The organism is Stenotrophomonas riyadhensis (assembly GCF_040256885.1).
Classification (GTDB): Bacteria; Pseudomonadota; Gammaproteobacteria; order Xanthomonadales; family Xanthomonadaceae; genus Stenotrophomonas; species Stenotrophomonas riyadhensis.
Window position 1 is genome coordinate 4,593,264 of the sequence record NZ_CP155568.1, and the last position, 13,327, is coordinate 4,606,590.

Below are 13,327 nucleotides of genomic sequence, written 5' to 3' on the forward strand. Positions count from 1 at the left end.
GACCGGAGAGCAGTGCATCCCCCGGCACGCGCGGCGGTGCGTTCCCTGTCATCGGCAGGACGCGGCGGGAACGGGCCGCGCCCCCTGTCACCGCGCCGGGCTCAGCCCTGGCGCGTGCGCAGCTTTTCCAGCACGCCGTCCAGGGTGTCCAGGTCGGTGTAGTGGATGATCAGCTTGCCCTTGCCGCCGCGACCATGGTTGATCGCCACCTTGGCCCCCAGGGCTTCGGACAGCTCGGTTTCCAGCGAGGCGATGTCGGCCTGCTGCACCTTCGGCGTGGCCACCGGGCGGTTGCTCGGCACCTTGCCGGCGGCGAAGGCCTGCGCACGGCGCTCGACCTCGCGCACCGACCAGCCTTCATCGGCTGCTTCCTGCGCCAGCTTGCCGGCCAGCTCGGGAGCCAGGGTCAGCAGCGCGCGGGCGTGGCCCATTTCCAGGCGGCGGGTTTCCAGCAGCAGGCGGATCGCCACCGGCAGCTCCAGCAGGCGCAGCAGGTTGGACACCGCCGCGCGCGAGCGGCCGACGGCCTCGGCGGCCTCGGCATGGGTCAGGGTGAATTCGCTGATCAGGCGCTGCAGCGCCTCGGCCTCTTCCAGCGGGTTGAGGTCTTCGCGCTGGATGTTCTCGATCAGCGCCATCGCGATGACGGTGCGGTCTTCCAGCTCGCGCACCACCACCGGCACTTCGTCCAGGCCGGCCAGCTGTGAGGCGCGCCAGCGGCGTTCGCCGGCGACGATTTCGTAGTTGCCCGCCGGCAGCTGGCGCACCAGGATCGGCTGGATCACGCCCTGCGACTTGATCGAGTCGGCCAGCTCGGAGAGCTTGCCCTCGTCCATCTCGCGGCGCGGCTGGTACTTGCCCGGCTGCAGCTGGCCCACGGCCAGCTTGCGCAGCACTTCACCCGGCAGCGGCTCGATCACCGCAGTGGTGGCCTGCACCTGGCTGACCGCACCCTTGGGACCCAGCAGGGCATCCAGGCCACGGCCGAGGCCTCGCTTCTTGGCTGCCGGCTTGCTGCTGGTCATCAGACGGTCTCCACGGCCTTGGCGGCCTTGTTGCGTTCGTTGTTGCGGCGGATGATCTCGCCGGCCAGGCCCAGGTAGGCCACGCCACCGCGCGAGGCGCGGTCGTAGCCGACGATGCTCTGGCCATGGCTGGGCGCCTCGGCCAGGCGCACGTTGCGCGGCACGATGGTGCGGAACACGCGGTCGCCGAAGTGCTCGGTGAGCTCGGCCGAGACCGCGTTGGCCAGGTTGTTGCGCACATCGAACATGGTGCGCAGCACGCCTTCGATCTCCAGCGCCGGGTTCAGGCTGGTGCGCAGCGCCTCGATGGTCTCCACCAGCGCGCTCAGGCCTTCCAGCGCGTAGTACTCGCACTGCATCGGCACGATCACCGAGTCGGCGGCGGCCAGCGCGTTGAGCGTCAGCAGCGACAGCGCCGGCGGGCAGTCGATCAGGATGTAGTCGTACTCGTCGCGGATCGGCGCCAGCGCGCGCTTCAGGCGCTGCTCGCGCTCGCTCTGGCCCATCAACTGGATCTCGGCGGCGGTCAGGTCGATGTTGCCGGGCAGCAGGTCGTAGCCCTCGGCAGTCTGCACGCGCACATCGGCGGCGCTGTTCTCGCCGAGCAGCAGGTCACAGGTGGAGGCGGCCAGCTCTCGTTTGTCCACGCCACTGCCCATGGTCGCGTTGCCCTGCGAATCCAGGTCGACCAACAGCACGCGCTTGGGTGCGTTGGCCAGGGAAGCGGCCAGGTTGACGGCGGTCGTGGTCTTGCCGACGCCACCCTTCTGGTTGGCGATGGCGATGATGCGGGCCATGCGGGTGTGCCTCGTCGACGTATGCTGGGACCGGTCATTATGCGTACAACCGGCCCCTTGCGGAAATCGTGAATCGCCAACCCGTTGTTCCACAAGGGGCTGGCGGCGGGAATCAGGGGCCTGTAACAGTGACCAGGTGGCGTTCGCCGGCCAGGCCGGGCACGCTCAGCGGGGTCACCTCGCGCACCTGCCAGCCGTCCGGCAGCTCCGCGATCTCTTCATGCGGGTAGACGCCCTTCATGGCCAGCAGCACGCCGCCGGGGCGCAGCAGGTGGCCACCGACGCGGACGATCCCGGCCAGGGTGTCCATCGCACGCGCGGTCAGCTGGTCGTAGCGGCCGGCCTCGTCCAGCGCCTCGGCGCGCGATTCGGCCACGCGGGCGTTGCCCAGGCCGAGCTGGCGCACGGCCTCGCGCATGAAGCGCGCCTTCTTGCCGTTGCTTTCCACCAGGGTGACCTGCAGGCCCGGGCAGGCGATCGCCAGCGGGATGCCGGGCAACCCGGGGCCGGTGCCGAGGTCGGCCAGGCTGCCATCGGCCACGAACGGCTGCATCGCCAGCGAATCGAGCAGGTGGCGGGTGACCATCTCCTGCGGATCGCGGATGGCGGTGAGGTTGTAGGTGCCGTTCCAGCGGTGCAGCAGGGCCAGGTAGCGCAGCAGCGGCGGCGCCAGCGCGGCGTCCAGGCCCATGCTGGCCAGGCCCTGTTCCAGCGTGGCAGCCACGCTGGCGGGAAGTGGGTGTTCGCTCATGCCGACATTATCGCCGGTTTTGCGAGCTGATTCCCCGCTTCAGTGTGGATACCAGGCCAATGCCGCACGGAACTGGCCGGTGGCCTGCCATTCGTGCAGGTGCCAGCGCGCGGCCTCGCCCAGTTCCGGGGCGCACCAGCGCAGGTGCAGGGCGCCATCGGCCCCCGGCGCCAGCTGCAGGCGGTGCAGGCCGAACGAGATGCCCTGCCCGTGCGCCTTCAGCATCGCTTCCTTGGCACACCACACGCGGAAGAACCAGTGCTCGCGCCCGGCCTCGTCCAGGCTTTCCAGCCAGGCCACTTCCTGGGGGTGGAAGAAACGCTGCACGATCTCCAGCAGGCGGGCCCGCGGCCGCAGCAGCTCCAGATCCACGCCCAGCCGCACGCCTTCGCCCAGCGCCACCAGCAGCACCTCGCCGCTGTGGCTCCAGCCGGTGCCGTAGTGGGCCAGCGCACCGCTCAGCTCCGGCCGGCCCTTGTCATCACGTACCAGTGGCAGCGTGTCCGGGTCGGCGCCCAGCGCCTGCGCCAGCACCTGCCGCGCCTGCGGTTCGCCGCGCTGGCCCGGCACATGTGGGCGCCGCCAGACCGTCACCGGGCCGAAGCGCCACGGGCCGTCGAGGGTGGCTGGCAGGCTCATCCGCACGCGCCCATCACGCAATTCCACGACGGGTTCACGGCCGTGCGCGTCAACTGGTCACAGTTCCCCACCGGAGGTTCGATCATGGGCATCATCATCTGGCTGATCGTCGGCGGCATCGTAGGCTGGCTGGCCAGCATCATCATGAAGCGCGATGCCCAGCAGGGCATCATCCTCAACATCGTGGTCGGCATCGTCGGCGCGCTGATTTCCGGCTGGCTGTTCGGCGGCGGCATCAACGAAGCGATCACCATCCGCACCTTCCTGTTCTCGCTGATCGGTGCGGTGATCCTGCTGGCGATCGTCAACCTGTTCACCCGCAAGAGCATACGGTGATCTGAGGATAGTGCCGGCCGCTGGCCGGCAGATGTTTCAGAACGGGCCCGGCAATCGCCGGGCCCCGTTCGTTCAACCCAACTGCACCCATGCCGGCGCGTGGTCACTCGGGCGTTCCCAGGTACGCGGCTCGCGGTCGATGCCCGAGGCCACCGCGCTGCCCTTCAGCGCGTCGGAGACCAGGGTCAGATCGATGCGCAGGCCCAGGTTGCGGCGGAAGCCAGCGGCACGGTAATCCCACCAGCTGAAGGTGCCCGCCTCGTCATTGTGCAGGCGGAAGCCATCGTGCAGGCCCAGCTGCAGCAGCTTGTTGAGCGCGCCGCGCTCGGCGGTGGAGGTGAGGATGTGGTTGTCGTTCCACACCTCCGGGTCGTGCACATCGCGCGCGTCCGGGGCGATGTTGAAGTCGCCCATCACGATCAGCTTCGGGTGGCGCTGCAGCTCCTGCGCGATCCAGGCATGCACCGCTTCCAGCCAGCGCAGCTTGTAGTCGTACTTGTCGGTGCCGATGTCCTGGCCGTTGACCACGTACAGGTTGATCACCCGCAGGTCGCCGAAGGTGCCCGCGATGACGCGCTTCTGCTCGTCCTCGAAGCCGGGAATGCCGATCTGCACGTCCTGCGCCGGCTCACGCGACAGCAGCGCCACGCCGTTGTAGGTTTTCTGGCCGGCGAACACGCTGCGGTAGCCCGCGGCGATCAGCGCCGAATCGGGGAACTTGTGGTCCTCCAGCTTGGTTTCCTGGATACCGACGATGTCCGGGCCGAAGTCCTTGAGCCACTGCTCCAGGTGCGGCAGGCGGACATTGAGCGAATTGACGTTCCACGAGGCGATCTTCATGGGGGCCATTCTACCCGGCCCAGGTTTGGTAGACGCCAACCTTGGTTGGCACATGGGGTTCACGCGTGCCAACCAAGGTTGGCACCCACCGGAAGGGGCCGCGCTGGTTGGCACCTACCGGTAGTGCCGGCCGCTGGCCGGCAACCCCATGAACCGTCGGCAAGACCCTGCAGTTGCCGGCCAGCGGCCGGCACTACCGCAAGAGGAACTTCAACAACCCCGCAATCTTCGAATACGGCGGCCGCAGCCGGTCACTGGCCACCCAGCGCGACTGCCACAGCACCGGGAGCCGCTTGCTCATGGCATCGAACCCGGCCCGGCCGTGGTAGGCGCCCATGCCACTCGCCCCCACCCCGCCAAACGGCAGGCCGTCGGCGGCGAAGTGCAGCAGCGTGTCGTTCACCGTCACCCCACCGGCCACCACCTGGCCGAGGATGCGCTCCACCGTCGCCGTGTCATGGCTGAAGGGATACAGCGCCAGCGGGCGGTCTCGGGACAGCACGTCGGCCAGCGCCGTCTCCAGGTCCGGGTAGGCGCGCACCGGCAGGATAGGCCCGAAGATCTCCTCGCGCATCAGGTCCAGGTCGTCCGGCGGGTCCAGCACCACGGTCGGCACCAGCAGACGCTCGCGGTCGGCGCGCGCCTCATCCACCTGCGCCAACGGAATCACCGGCACGCCGCGTTCGCGCGCCTGCGCCAGATAGCCCTGCAGGCGCCTGTACTGGCCTTCGTTGATGATGCGCGTGTAGTCGTCGGCGCTGCTGAAATCGCCGTAGCGCTCGCGTACCTGCTGCTGCAACGCCTGCACGAACTCGCGCTGGCGCGCGGTGTCGATCAGCACGTAATCCGGCGCGATGCAGGTCTGCCCTGCGTTGAACCACTTGCCGGTGGCCAGCCGCGCAGCGGCCTTTTCCAGCGGAAAATCGCGGCAGACGATGGCCGGCGACTTGCCGCCCAGCTCCAGCGTGACCGGCACCAGATGCTCGGCCGCGGCCGCCATCACCTTGCGGCCAACCGCCGTCGAGCCGGTGAACAGCAGATGGTCCAGCGGCAGCGAGGACACCGCCGCGGCCACATCCGCCCCACCCTGCACCACCGCCACGCGATCGGGCGGGAACACACTGGCCAGCAGATCGGCCAGGAATGCACTGGTGCGTGGCGTGTGTTCCGAAGGCTTCAACAACACATGGTTGCCGGCGGCAATCGCGGTGGCCAGCGGCACCAGCGCCAGCGTAACCGGGTAATTCCAGGGCGAGATCACCCCGACCACGCCCAGCGGCGTCGGCCGCAGTTGCGCGCGCGCCGGCCACAGCCGCCAACCGGCGCCCACCCGCTGCGGCTTCGACCAGCGGCGCAGGTGGCGGCGCAGGTGGTCGATGGCCGACAGCACGCTCATGCCATCGGCCAGCTTCGATTCGACGTGGGCGCGATGGCCGAAGTCCTCGGCGATGGCCTGGGCCATTTCGTCCAGCCGCAGCTTCAACGCCTCGCGCAGGCGGCGCAGGTCGGCTTCGCGCTGGTCCAGCGAAGGGCGCTGCGACTGCCATGCGCTGCGCAGGGTGTGCAGGATGGCGGGGAGGTCTGCCGGCGTGGTGGTGGTCATGGGCCGACTATACGGGGTGCTGCGCAATGCAATGGTAGTGCCGGCCGCTGGCCGGCAGCCCCATGGATCTCCGGCAGGCATCGTGCATTTGCCGGCCAGCGGCCGGCACTACCAAACAAAAAGGCCGTGGTCTTCACCACGGCCCCTGAAACCCGGTGGGTGCCGACCGTTGGTCGGCACGCCGGTTATTTGGTGATATCCACGTCCTTGGTCTCACGCAGGAACAGACCACCGATCACCACCGACATCAACGCGATGATGATGGGGTACCACAGGCCGTAGTACAGGTTGCCGGTACCGGCCACCAGCGCGAACGAGATCGCCGGCAGGAAGCCACCGAACCAGCCGTTGCCGATGTGGTACGGCAGCGACATCGAGGTGTAGCGGATGCGGGTCGGGAACAGTTCGACCAGGTAGGCGGCAATCGGGCCGTAGACCATGGTCACGTACAGCACCAGCAGCCACAGCATGAAGATGGTGCCGGCGATGTTGATGCGGGCACCATCCGCCTTGGCCGGATAGCCGGCGGTGGTCAGGGCGGTCTTCAGTTCCGAACCGAACGCATCGGCCTTGGCCTTGCCGTCTTCCTTGGTCAGGCCAGCAGCCTCATACGAGGTGACGCTGGCGCTGCCCACGTTCACCATCGCCAGCGAACCGGCGGCGGCGGGCTGCACGTCGTACGGCACACCGGCCTTGGTCAGCGCGGCGGTGGCCACGTCGCAGGAGCTGGTGAACTTGCGCAGGCCGACCGGATCGAACTGGAACGAGCAGGTGGCCGGATCGGCCACGACCAGGGCCGGCGAGCTGCTGCGGGCTTCTTCGATGGCCGGGTTGGCGAAGTGGGTCAGGCCCTTGAAGATCGGGATGTAGGTGACGGCGGCCAGCAGGCAGCCGGCGAGGATGATCTTCTTGCGGCCGATACGGTCGGACAGCCAGCCGAAGAAGATGAAGAACGGCACGCCCAGCGCCAGCGCGGCCGCGATCAGCAGGTAGGAAGTGGTGGCATCGACCTTCAGCATGCTGCTGAGGAAGAACAGCGCGTAGAACTGGCCGCCGTACCAGACCACGGCCTGGCCGGCTGCAGCGCCGAGCAGGACCAGCAGCATCAGCTTCAGGTTGCCGCCCTTCAGGCTGTCACGGAACGGCGTCTTGGAACCCTTGCCCTCGGACTTCATCTGCTGGAACAGCGGCGACTCGCTCAGCTGCAGGCGGATCCACACGGACACACCCAGCAGCAGGATCGAGACCAGGAACGGAATACGCCAGCCCCAGGCTTCGAAGGCTTCGTTGCCGAGGAAGTAGCGGCAGGCCAGGATGATCAGCAGCGACATGAACAGGCCGAGCGTGGCGGTGCACTGGATGAAGCTGGTGTACAGGCCGCGCTTGTCGTCCGGCGCATGCTCGGCCACGTAGGTGGCGGCACCGCCGTACTCGCCGCCCATCGCCAGGCCCTGGGCCAGGCGCAGGATGATCAGGATCACCGGTGCGGCGAAACCGATCGAGGCGTAGTTGGGCAACACACCGACCAGGAAGGTCGAGATGCCCATGATCAGGATGGTGACCAGGAAGGTGTACTTGCGGCCGATGCGGTCGCCGAGGCTGCCGAAGAAGGCCGCACCGAACGGACGCACGAAGAAGCCGGCGGCGAACGCCAGCAGGGCGAAGATCATGCCCGTGGTTTCATTGACGCCACTGAAGAACTGCTTGGCGATGATGGCGGCGAGCGAGCCATACAGGAAGAAGTCATACCACTCGAAGACCGTACCGAGGCTCGAGGCGAAGATGACTTTCTTGTGGCCCTTGGTCAGGGTGCCCGCTGGATTGTGCGGGCTTGATGCAGTGCTGGACATGGGACGTTTTCCCTCTGTAGATGCTGGCCTTGGCCGGCATTCAATCTCGGTGGGTGCCGACCTTGGTCGGCACTCAATCTCGGTAGGTGCCGGCCGCTGGCCGGCACGCTCTTAGAAGCTGTACTTCGTGGTGAACTGCAACCGGGTGATGTCACCCTTGTTGCCGTTCTCCACTTCGCGACGGCCGTACATCAGCTCGGCGCCGATATCGACCTTGGGCAGCGGCGAATAGAAGATGTTGCCGCGGATGCTCTGCACGCTCTTGGTCACCAGCGGGCCGAGGATGCTGTCGTTGTCGTAGTCGCTGCGCGCGTAGATCAGGTTGGTGCGCAGCTTCGGCGAGAACGCATGCCGCCAGCCCACGTAGCCGGCAAGCACGCCGGTCGGGTTGAGCTCGTCGCGGGCCACGTCGTAGGCACTGTCGGCGGTGATGCCCAGGCCGATGTAGCGGGCGATGCCTTCGCCGCCGGTCAGCTGGTAGTGCAGCGAATCGCTGTCGCCCATCACCCACTTGCCGCCCAGGGTCAGGCCGCCGGCCACCTTGTCGGCCTTGGCGCCGGTGGCCTGGTTGTCGACCTTCAGCTGACGGACGATGCCGCCGACACCGAAGGTGCCCCAGTCGCCCTTCCAGCCATAGCGCATGGTCAGATCAGGCAGGCTGCCACGGTCGGAGTTGGCGCTGGTGTTGGTCCAGGCGCCGGTGACCGGGTTGCGGGTACCGGTGAGCGTGGTGGTTTCCGGGTTTTCCAGCGCGACGCTGAAGCCGCCCTGGGTGTAGCGCACCTGGGCCTGGCGCACAAAGATCACGCCATCGGTGGGACCGACGAAGTCGACCGCTTCCGGCAGTGCGGCCGCGTCCATGAAGTTGGACCAGGTCTGGCCGGCCATCCAGTTGTTCCAGTACATGTAGGCGTGGCGCAGGGTCACACCGTAGGTATTGGTGGCGGTCTGGTTGCCCAGCGAGTTGCCGAAGAAGTCCATCTCGAAGAACGCACCGGCCTTGTTGCCCGATTCGCTCACGTTGTCGATGCCCAGGTTGAAGCGCGAGAACTTGGCGTGGGCATTGAAGTCGGTGCCCGAACGCTTGCCGCTGCCGCCGGCGCCTTCCACCGGGGTCTGGCCCGGCAGGTACAGCGAGCGGCCGGTGGCGTCGTCGGCCAGCTGGCCATCGCTGGTCTGGGTGGCGAGGAAATCGGCCTTGATGAAGCCGCCGATCTTGACCGTGGTGCCCGGCGCGGCGCCCGGGGTGATGGTGGTGACCTGGATCGGCTGCTTGCCCGCCGGCACCGAAGCGACCGGCTTCTGCTCGGCCTGCACCGTGCGGACTTCGGTCACCGCCTGCTGGGCCTGGCTGATCTGGGTCTGTTGTTGTTGCTGCGAAGACAGCAGCAGCTGGACCTGGCGTTCCAGTTCGGCAACGCGTGCTTCCAGCGCTTTCTCTTTGGCGGTCTCAGCGAACGCCATGCCCGGTGCGACCAGGGCGACCAACAGGCAGGCCGCCAAAGGTTTGCGCACGGCTTTCAACGTACGGTGGCTCATGTTGCCCTCTCTCCCAAGTGGCAAGGTGATGCCGCGCGTGGGGCACGGTCGAGCCGAGACTGCGGGGCGATTATGTATAGCGGCTATTCGCCATTGGTCGAACCCGGCCCTGCTGGGCGCTCACTTTCGACCATGGTCTAACCAGAGTGATGACGCGGCCGGGGGTGGATGGGGCAAACTGAAGGGGATCGGTCGCTGCGATGCTGCGACCGCACATACAAAGTCAACGTGCAAGTGAGGGTGCCATGGCTGATATCTACCCCGTCGATCCGCAGTTCGCCGCCAAGGCACGCATCGACAAGACGTCGTACGAACAGCAGTACCAGGCTTCGGTGACCGACCCGGATGGTTTCTGGGGCAAGGCCGCCGAGCGCCTGCAATGGATGCGCAAGCCGACGAAGATCAAGAACGTCAGCTACGACCTGTCCGACTTCCACATCAAGTGGTTCGAAGATGGCGAGCTCAATGCCAGCGTGAACTGCCTGGACCGCCAGCTCGAGACGCGCGGCGACAAGACCGCCCTGCTGTTCGAGCCGGATGGCCCGGATGCACCCGCCCAGCACGTGACCTATCGCGAGCTGTACGAGCGCACCTGCCGCCTCGGCAATGCGCTGCGCAACCTCGGCGTCAAGAAGGGCGACCGGGTCACCATCTACCTGCCGATGATCGTCGACGCCGCCGTGGCCATGCTGGCCTGCGCGCGCATCGGTGCGATCCACTCGGTGGTGTTCGGTGGCTTCGCACCGAACTCGATCGCCGACCGCGTCAGCGACTGCCAGAGCAAGCTGATCATCACCGCAGACGAGGGTCTGCGCGGTGGCCGCAGGATTCCGTTGAAGGCCAACGTCGATGCAGCGCTGAAGCTGCCCGGCACCAACACCGTGGAAACCGTGCTGGTGGTGCGCCATACCGGCGGCGCGGTCGACATGCAGGCCCCGCGCGACCGCTGGTTCCACGATGTGGTGGACAGCCAGCCGGCCACCTGCGAGCCGGAACGCATGAACGCGGAGGACCCGCTGTTCATCCTCTACACCTCCGGTTCCACCGGCAAGCCGAAGGGCGTGCTGCACACCACCGGCGGCTACCTGCTGTACGCGGCCTACACCCATGAAGCGGTGTTCGACCTGCGCGAGGACGACATCTACTGGTGCACCGCCGACGTCGGCTGGGTCACCGGCCACAGCTACATCGTGTACGGCCCGCTGGCCAACGGCGCGACCTCGCTGATGTTCGAAGGCGTGCCGAACTACCCGGACACCTCGCGTTTCTGGAACGTCATCGACAAGCACAAGGTGACCATCTTCTACACCGCCCCGACCGCCATCCGTGCACTGATGCGCGAAGGCGAGGAGCCGGTGAAGAAGACCTCGCGCGCGTCGCTGCGCCTGCTCGGCAGCGTCGGCGAGCCGATCAACCCGGAAGCCTGGCGCTGGTACTACGAAGTGGTCGGCGACAGCCGCTGCCCGATCGTCGATACCTGGTGGCAGACCGAGACCGGCGGCATCCTGATCTCGCCGCTGGCCGGCGCGATGGACCTCAAGCCGGGCTCGGCCACCCTGCCCTTCTTCGGCGTGCAGCCGGCGCTGGTCAATGCCGATGGCGAGATCCAGGACGGCCCGACCGAGGGCAACCTGATCATCCGCGATTCCTGGCCGGGCCAGATGCGCACGGTGTACGGCGACCACCAGCGCTTCATCGATACGTATTTCCGCACCTACCCGGGCAGCTACTTCACCGGCGACGGTTGCCGCCGCGACGAAGACGGCTACTATTGGATCACCGGCCGCGTCGACGACGTGATCAACGTGTCCGGCCACCGCATCGGCACCGCCGAAGTGGAAAGCGCGCTGGTCTCGCACCCGAAGGTGGCCGAAGCGGCGGTGGTCGGCTTCCCGCACGACGTGAAGGGCCAGGGCATCTACGCCTACGTCACCCTGGTGGCCGAAGAAGCACCGAGCGACGAACTGCAGAAGGAACTGGTCGCCTGGGTGCGCAAGGAGATCGGCCCGATCGCCACGCCGGACCACCTGCAGTGGGCGCCGGGCCTGCCCAAGACCCGTTCGGGCAAGATCATGCGCCGCATCCTGCGCAAGATCGCCGAGAACGCGCCGGACCAGCTCGGCGACACCTCGACCCTGGCCGACCCGTCGGTGGTGGCGTCGCTGGTGGACGAGCGCAAGGTACGCTGACGTACGACCCGGGGTCAGATCCCTTTCCGCCAGGAAAGGGCTCTGGCCCCATAGAGTTTCCCCCACGGTTCCCCCCGACCATGACCACCCTCCTGATTGCCGATGACCACCCGCTGTTCCGCGAAGCCCTGCGTGGGGCGGTGCAGCGGGTCATCCCCGGCGTGCAGCTGTTCGAGGCCGACAGCGTGGAAGCGCTGTACGCGCTGGCCGACCAGCACAACGACGCCGACCTGGTCCTGATGGATCTCAACATGCCCGGTGCGCAGGGTTTCAACGCACTGGTGCACATGCGCTCACTGCATCCGCACCTGCCGGTGGTGGTGGTGTCCGCGCGCGAAGAGGCGACGGTGATGCGCCGCGCGCTCGACCATGGCGCGCTGGGCTTCATTCCGAAGTCTGCGGATTCGGACACCATCGGCCACGCACTGGGCACCATCCTTGATGGTGAGACCTGGGCGCCGCCGGAAGCGCACAACGTGCCGCCGACCGAGCGCGAGGAACGCGAAGTCGGCCAGCGCCTGCGCGAACTGACCCCGCAGCAGTTCCGCGTGCTGCAGATGCTGGGCGCCGGCCGCTTGAACAAACAGATCGCCTACGACCTCAACGTCTCCGAAGCGACGATCAAGGCCCACGTCACCGCCATCCTGCGCAAGCTGGGCGTGACCAACCGCACCCAGGCGGTGCTGATGGCCGGCAAGTTGGCGATCGACGACGACGCCATCGTGCTGCCGCCGGAAGAAGACTGAAGGTAGTGCCGGCCGCTGGCCGGCAATCCCCTGAAACGCGCGACATCATCTGAAACCGCACTGGTAGGTGCCAAGCTTGCTTGGCACGCTCTCGGCGTTGCGCATGCCGGCCAGCGGCCGGCACTACCAGGCACCGCTGCGCTCTCGATATAGCCATCGCTATACAAACCAGCCCTGCCTGCGCGTTTCGCTGGAAATGCGCCACGCGCGGATCGCGGTGCTAAGCTTCGCGTCCCCTTGGGGAGTAGCCGGATTCCTTCGCAGGAATCGTTCACGTCAACATACTCGGCCAGTGCGCCGTGGCGTGGACAACCATGATGGTTGGCGAGACCAGCGGCCCGCGCGCGCAACGTCAGGTTGGGCGCGAGCGCAGGCCGTGCGTCCGTCCTAGCCCGACCTCAGCCACCGCCCATGTCCCCCATTTCGATCCTCCTGATCGGCTTTGCCATGTCCACCGATGCCTTCGCCGCTGCCATCGGCAAAGGTGCGGCCATGCGCAAGCCGGTCTTCCGCGACGCACTGCGTGCCGGCATCATCTTCGGCGTCATCGAGGCGATCACGCCCATCATCGGCTGGCTGCTCGGTCGGGCCGCCCTCCAGTACGTCGAAGCCTTCGACCACTGGATCGCGTTCGGCCTGCTCGGCGCGCTGGGCATCCACATGATCTACAACGGCCTGCGCCCGGACAGTGCCGAGGAAGACGAAGACCCCTCGCAGCACCATGGCTTCTGGAAGCTGGCGCTGACCGGTTTCGCCACCAGCATCGACGCGATGGCGGTGGGCATCGGCCTGGCCTTCATGGACGTGCATATCGGCGTGATGGCTGCGGTGATCGGCCTGTGCACGCTGACCATGGTCACCGTCGGCATCATGCTCGGCCGCGTACTGGGCAGCATGGTCGGCAAGCGTGCGGAGATCATCGGTGGCGTGATCCTGGTGATCATCGGTGCGACGATCCTGTACGAACACCTGCACGGCGTGGGGTAACGCACCCGCGATTACATGGTTGCCG

Annotated in this window: 12 protein-coding genes; 4 read left to right on the forward strand and 8 right to left on the reverse strand. The window is 67.2% G+C overall.

Annotated elements, in window-relative coordinates; all coding sequences use genetic code 11:
* Window positions 1–101 precede the first annotated feature (101 nt).
* The 4 genes from SriyCCGPB3_RS21130 to SriyCCGPB3_RS21145 form a co-directional block, all read right to left on the reverse strand.
* On the reverse strand, window positions 102–1,025 hold the full coding sequence (locus SriyCCGPB3_RS21130; protein ID WP_008267278.1) for a ParB/RepB/Spo0J family partition protein: 924 nt from the start codon (window positions 1,023–1,025) through the stop codon (window positions 102–104).
* Window positions 1,025–1,822 carry a ParA family protein gene (locus SriyCCGPB3_RS21135; RefSeq protein ID WP_005411653.1) on the reverse strand — a complete coding sequence of 266 codons (798 nt, stop codon included), beginning with the start codon at window positions 1,820–1,822 and terminating at the stop codon, window positions 1,025–1,027. Before SriyCCGPB3_RS21135 ends, SriyCCGPB3_RS21130 begins: the two co-directional genes overlap by 1 nt.
* Before the next feature lie 112 nt (window positions 1,823–1,934).
* Complete coding sequence (rsmG, locus tag SriyCCGPB3_RS21140; RefSeq protein ID WP_350259699.1) at window positions 1,935–2,573, reverse strand: 16S rRNA (guanine(527)-N(7))-methyltransferase RsmG; 639 nt, start codon at window positions 2,571–2,573, stop codon at window positions 1,935–1,937.
* A 39-nt stretch (window positions 2,574–2,612) separates the two neighbouring features.
* Window positions 2,613–3,212, reverse strand: a complete 600-nt coding sequence (locus SriyCCGPB3_RS21145; RefSeq protein WP_350260386.1) for a 4'-phosphopantetheinyl transferase family protein — start codon at window positions 3,210–3,212, stop codon at window positions 2,613–2,615.
* An 84-nt stretch (window positions 3,213–3,296) separates the two neighbouring features.
* Between SriyCCGPB3_RS21145 and SriyCCGPB3_RS21150 the strand changes: the two genes are divergently transcribed.
* A complete protein-coding gene (locus tag SriyCCGPB3_RS21150; protein ID WP_005411656.1) occupies window positions 3,297–3,548 on the forward strand; it encodes a GlsB/YeaQ/YmgE family stress response membrane protein in 252 nt (83 codons plus the stop codon).
* 72 nt (window positions 3,549–3,620) lie between these two features.
* On the opposite strand, the gene xth is transcribed toward SriyCCGPB3_RS21150, so the two are convergent.
* The 4 genes from xth to SriyCCGPB3_RS21170 form a co-directional block, all read right to left on the reverse strand.
* On the reverse strand, window positions 3,621–4,388 hold the full coding sequence (xth, locus tag SriyCCGPB3_RS21155; protein WP_350259700.1) for an exodeoxyribonuclease III: 768 nt from the start codon (window positions 4,386–4,388) through the stop codon (window positions 3,621–3,623).
* A gap of 193 nt (window positions 4,389–4,581) precedes the next feature.
* A complete protein-coding gene (locus SriyCCGPB3_RS21160) occupies window positions 4,582–5,991 on the reverse strand; it encodes a coniferyl aldehyde dehydrogenase (protein WP_350259701.1) in 1,410 nt (469 codons plus the stop codon).
* Between the two features lie 185 nt (window positions 5,992–6,176).
* Window positions 6,177–7,841, reverse strand: coding sequence for an MFS transporter (locus SriyCCGPB3_RS21165; RefSeq protein ID WP_350259702.1), 1,665 nt, complete (start codon window positions 7,839–7,841; stop codon window positions 6,177–6,179).
* 111 nt (window positions 7,842–7,952) lie between these two features.
* Window positions 7,953–9,380 carry a DcaP family trimeric outer membrane transporter gene (locus SriyCCGPB3_RS21170; protein ID WP_153856984.1) on the reverse strand — a complete coding sequence of 476 codons (1,428 nt, stop codon included), beginning with the start codon at window positions 9,378–9,380 and terminating at the stop codon, window positions 7,953–7,955.
* A gap of 245 nt (window positions 9,381–9,625) precedes the next feature.
* Between SriyCCGPB3_RS21170 and acs the strand changes: the two genes are divergently transcribed.
* The 3 genes from acs to SriyCCGPB3_RS21185 all read left to right on the forward strand — a co-directional run bounded on the left by acs (window position 9,626) and on the right by SriyCCGPB3_RS21185 (window position 13,302).
* Window positions 9,626–11,569, forward strand: coding sequence for an acetate--CoA ligase (gene acs, locus SriyCCGPB3_RS21175; protein ID WP_110714184.1), 1,944 nt, complete (start codon window positions 9,626–9,628; stop codon window positions 11,567–11,569).
* An 80-nt stretch (window positions 11,570–11,649) separates the two neighbouring features.
* Window positions 11,650–12,315 (forward strand): response regulator transcription factor, encoded by a 666-nt coding sequence (locus SriyCCGPB3_RS21180; RefSeq protein ID WP_005411662.1) that lies wholly within the window; start codon window positions 11,650–11,652, stop codon window positions 12,313–12,315.
* Between the two features lie 411 nt (window positions 12,316–12,726).
* Window positions 12,727–13,302, forward strand: a complete 576-nt coding sequence (locus SriyCCGPB3_RS21185; RefSeq protein WP_010482394.1) for a manganese efflux pump MntP — start codon at window positions 12,727–12,729, stop codon at window positions 13,300–13,302.
* Window positions 13,303–13,327 lie beyond the last annotated feature (25 nt).

Bases quoted from the DNA above. Each gene is read 5' to 3' on its own strand.
- SriyCCGPB3_RS21170 (WP_153856984.1), bottom strand. From the start codon at position 9,380: ATGAGCCACCGTACGTTGAAAGCCGTGCGCAAACCTTTGGCGGCCTGC.
- SriyCCGPB3_RS21185 (WP_010482394.1), top strand. From the start codon at position 12,727: ATGTCCCCCATTTCGATCCTCCTGATCGGCTTTGCCATGTCCACCGAT.
- SriyCCGPB3_RS21160 (WP_350259701.1), bottom strand. From the start codon at position 5,991: ATGACCACCACCACGCCGGCAGACCTCCCCGCCATCCTGCACACCCTG.
- SriyCCGPB3_RS21150 (WP_005411656.1), top strand. From the start codon at position 3,297: ATGGGCATCATCATCTGGCTGATCGTCGGCGGCATCGTAGGCTGGCTG.
- SriyCCGPB3_RS21130 (WP_008267278.1), bottom strand. From the start codon at position 1,025: ATGACCAGCAGCAAGCCGGCAGCCAAGAAGCGAGGCCTCGGCCGTGGC.
- SriyCCGPB3_RS21145 (WP_350260386.1), bottom strand. From the start codon at position 3,212: ATGAGCCTGCCAGCCACCCTCGACGGCCCGTGGCGCTTCGGCCCGGTG.
- SriyCCGPB3_RS21165 (WP_350259702.1), bottom strand. From the start codon at position 7,841: ATGTCCAGCACTGCATCAAGCCCGCACAATCCAGCGGGCACCCTGACC.
- SriyCCGPB3_RS21180 (WP_005411662.1), top strand. From the start codon at position 11,650: ATGACCACCCTCCTGATTGCCGATGACCACCCGCTGTTCCGCGAAGCC.
- xth (WP_350259700.1), bottom strand. From the start codon at position 4,388: ATGAAGATCGCCTCGTGGAACGTCAATTCGCTCAATGTCCGCCTGCCG.
- SriyCCGPB3_RS21135 (WP_005411653.1), bottom strand. From the start codon at position 1,822: ATGGCCCGCATCATCGCCATCGCCAACCAGAAGGGTGGCGTCGGCAAG.
- rsmG (WP_350259699.1), bottom strand. From the start codon at position 2,573: ATGAGCGAACACCCACTTCCCGCCAGCGTGGCTGCCACGCTGGAACAG.
- acs (WP_110714184.1), top strand. From the start codon at position 9,626: ATGGCTGATATCTACCCCGTCGATCCGCAGTTCGCCGCCAAGGCACGC.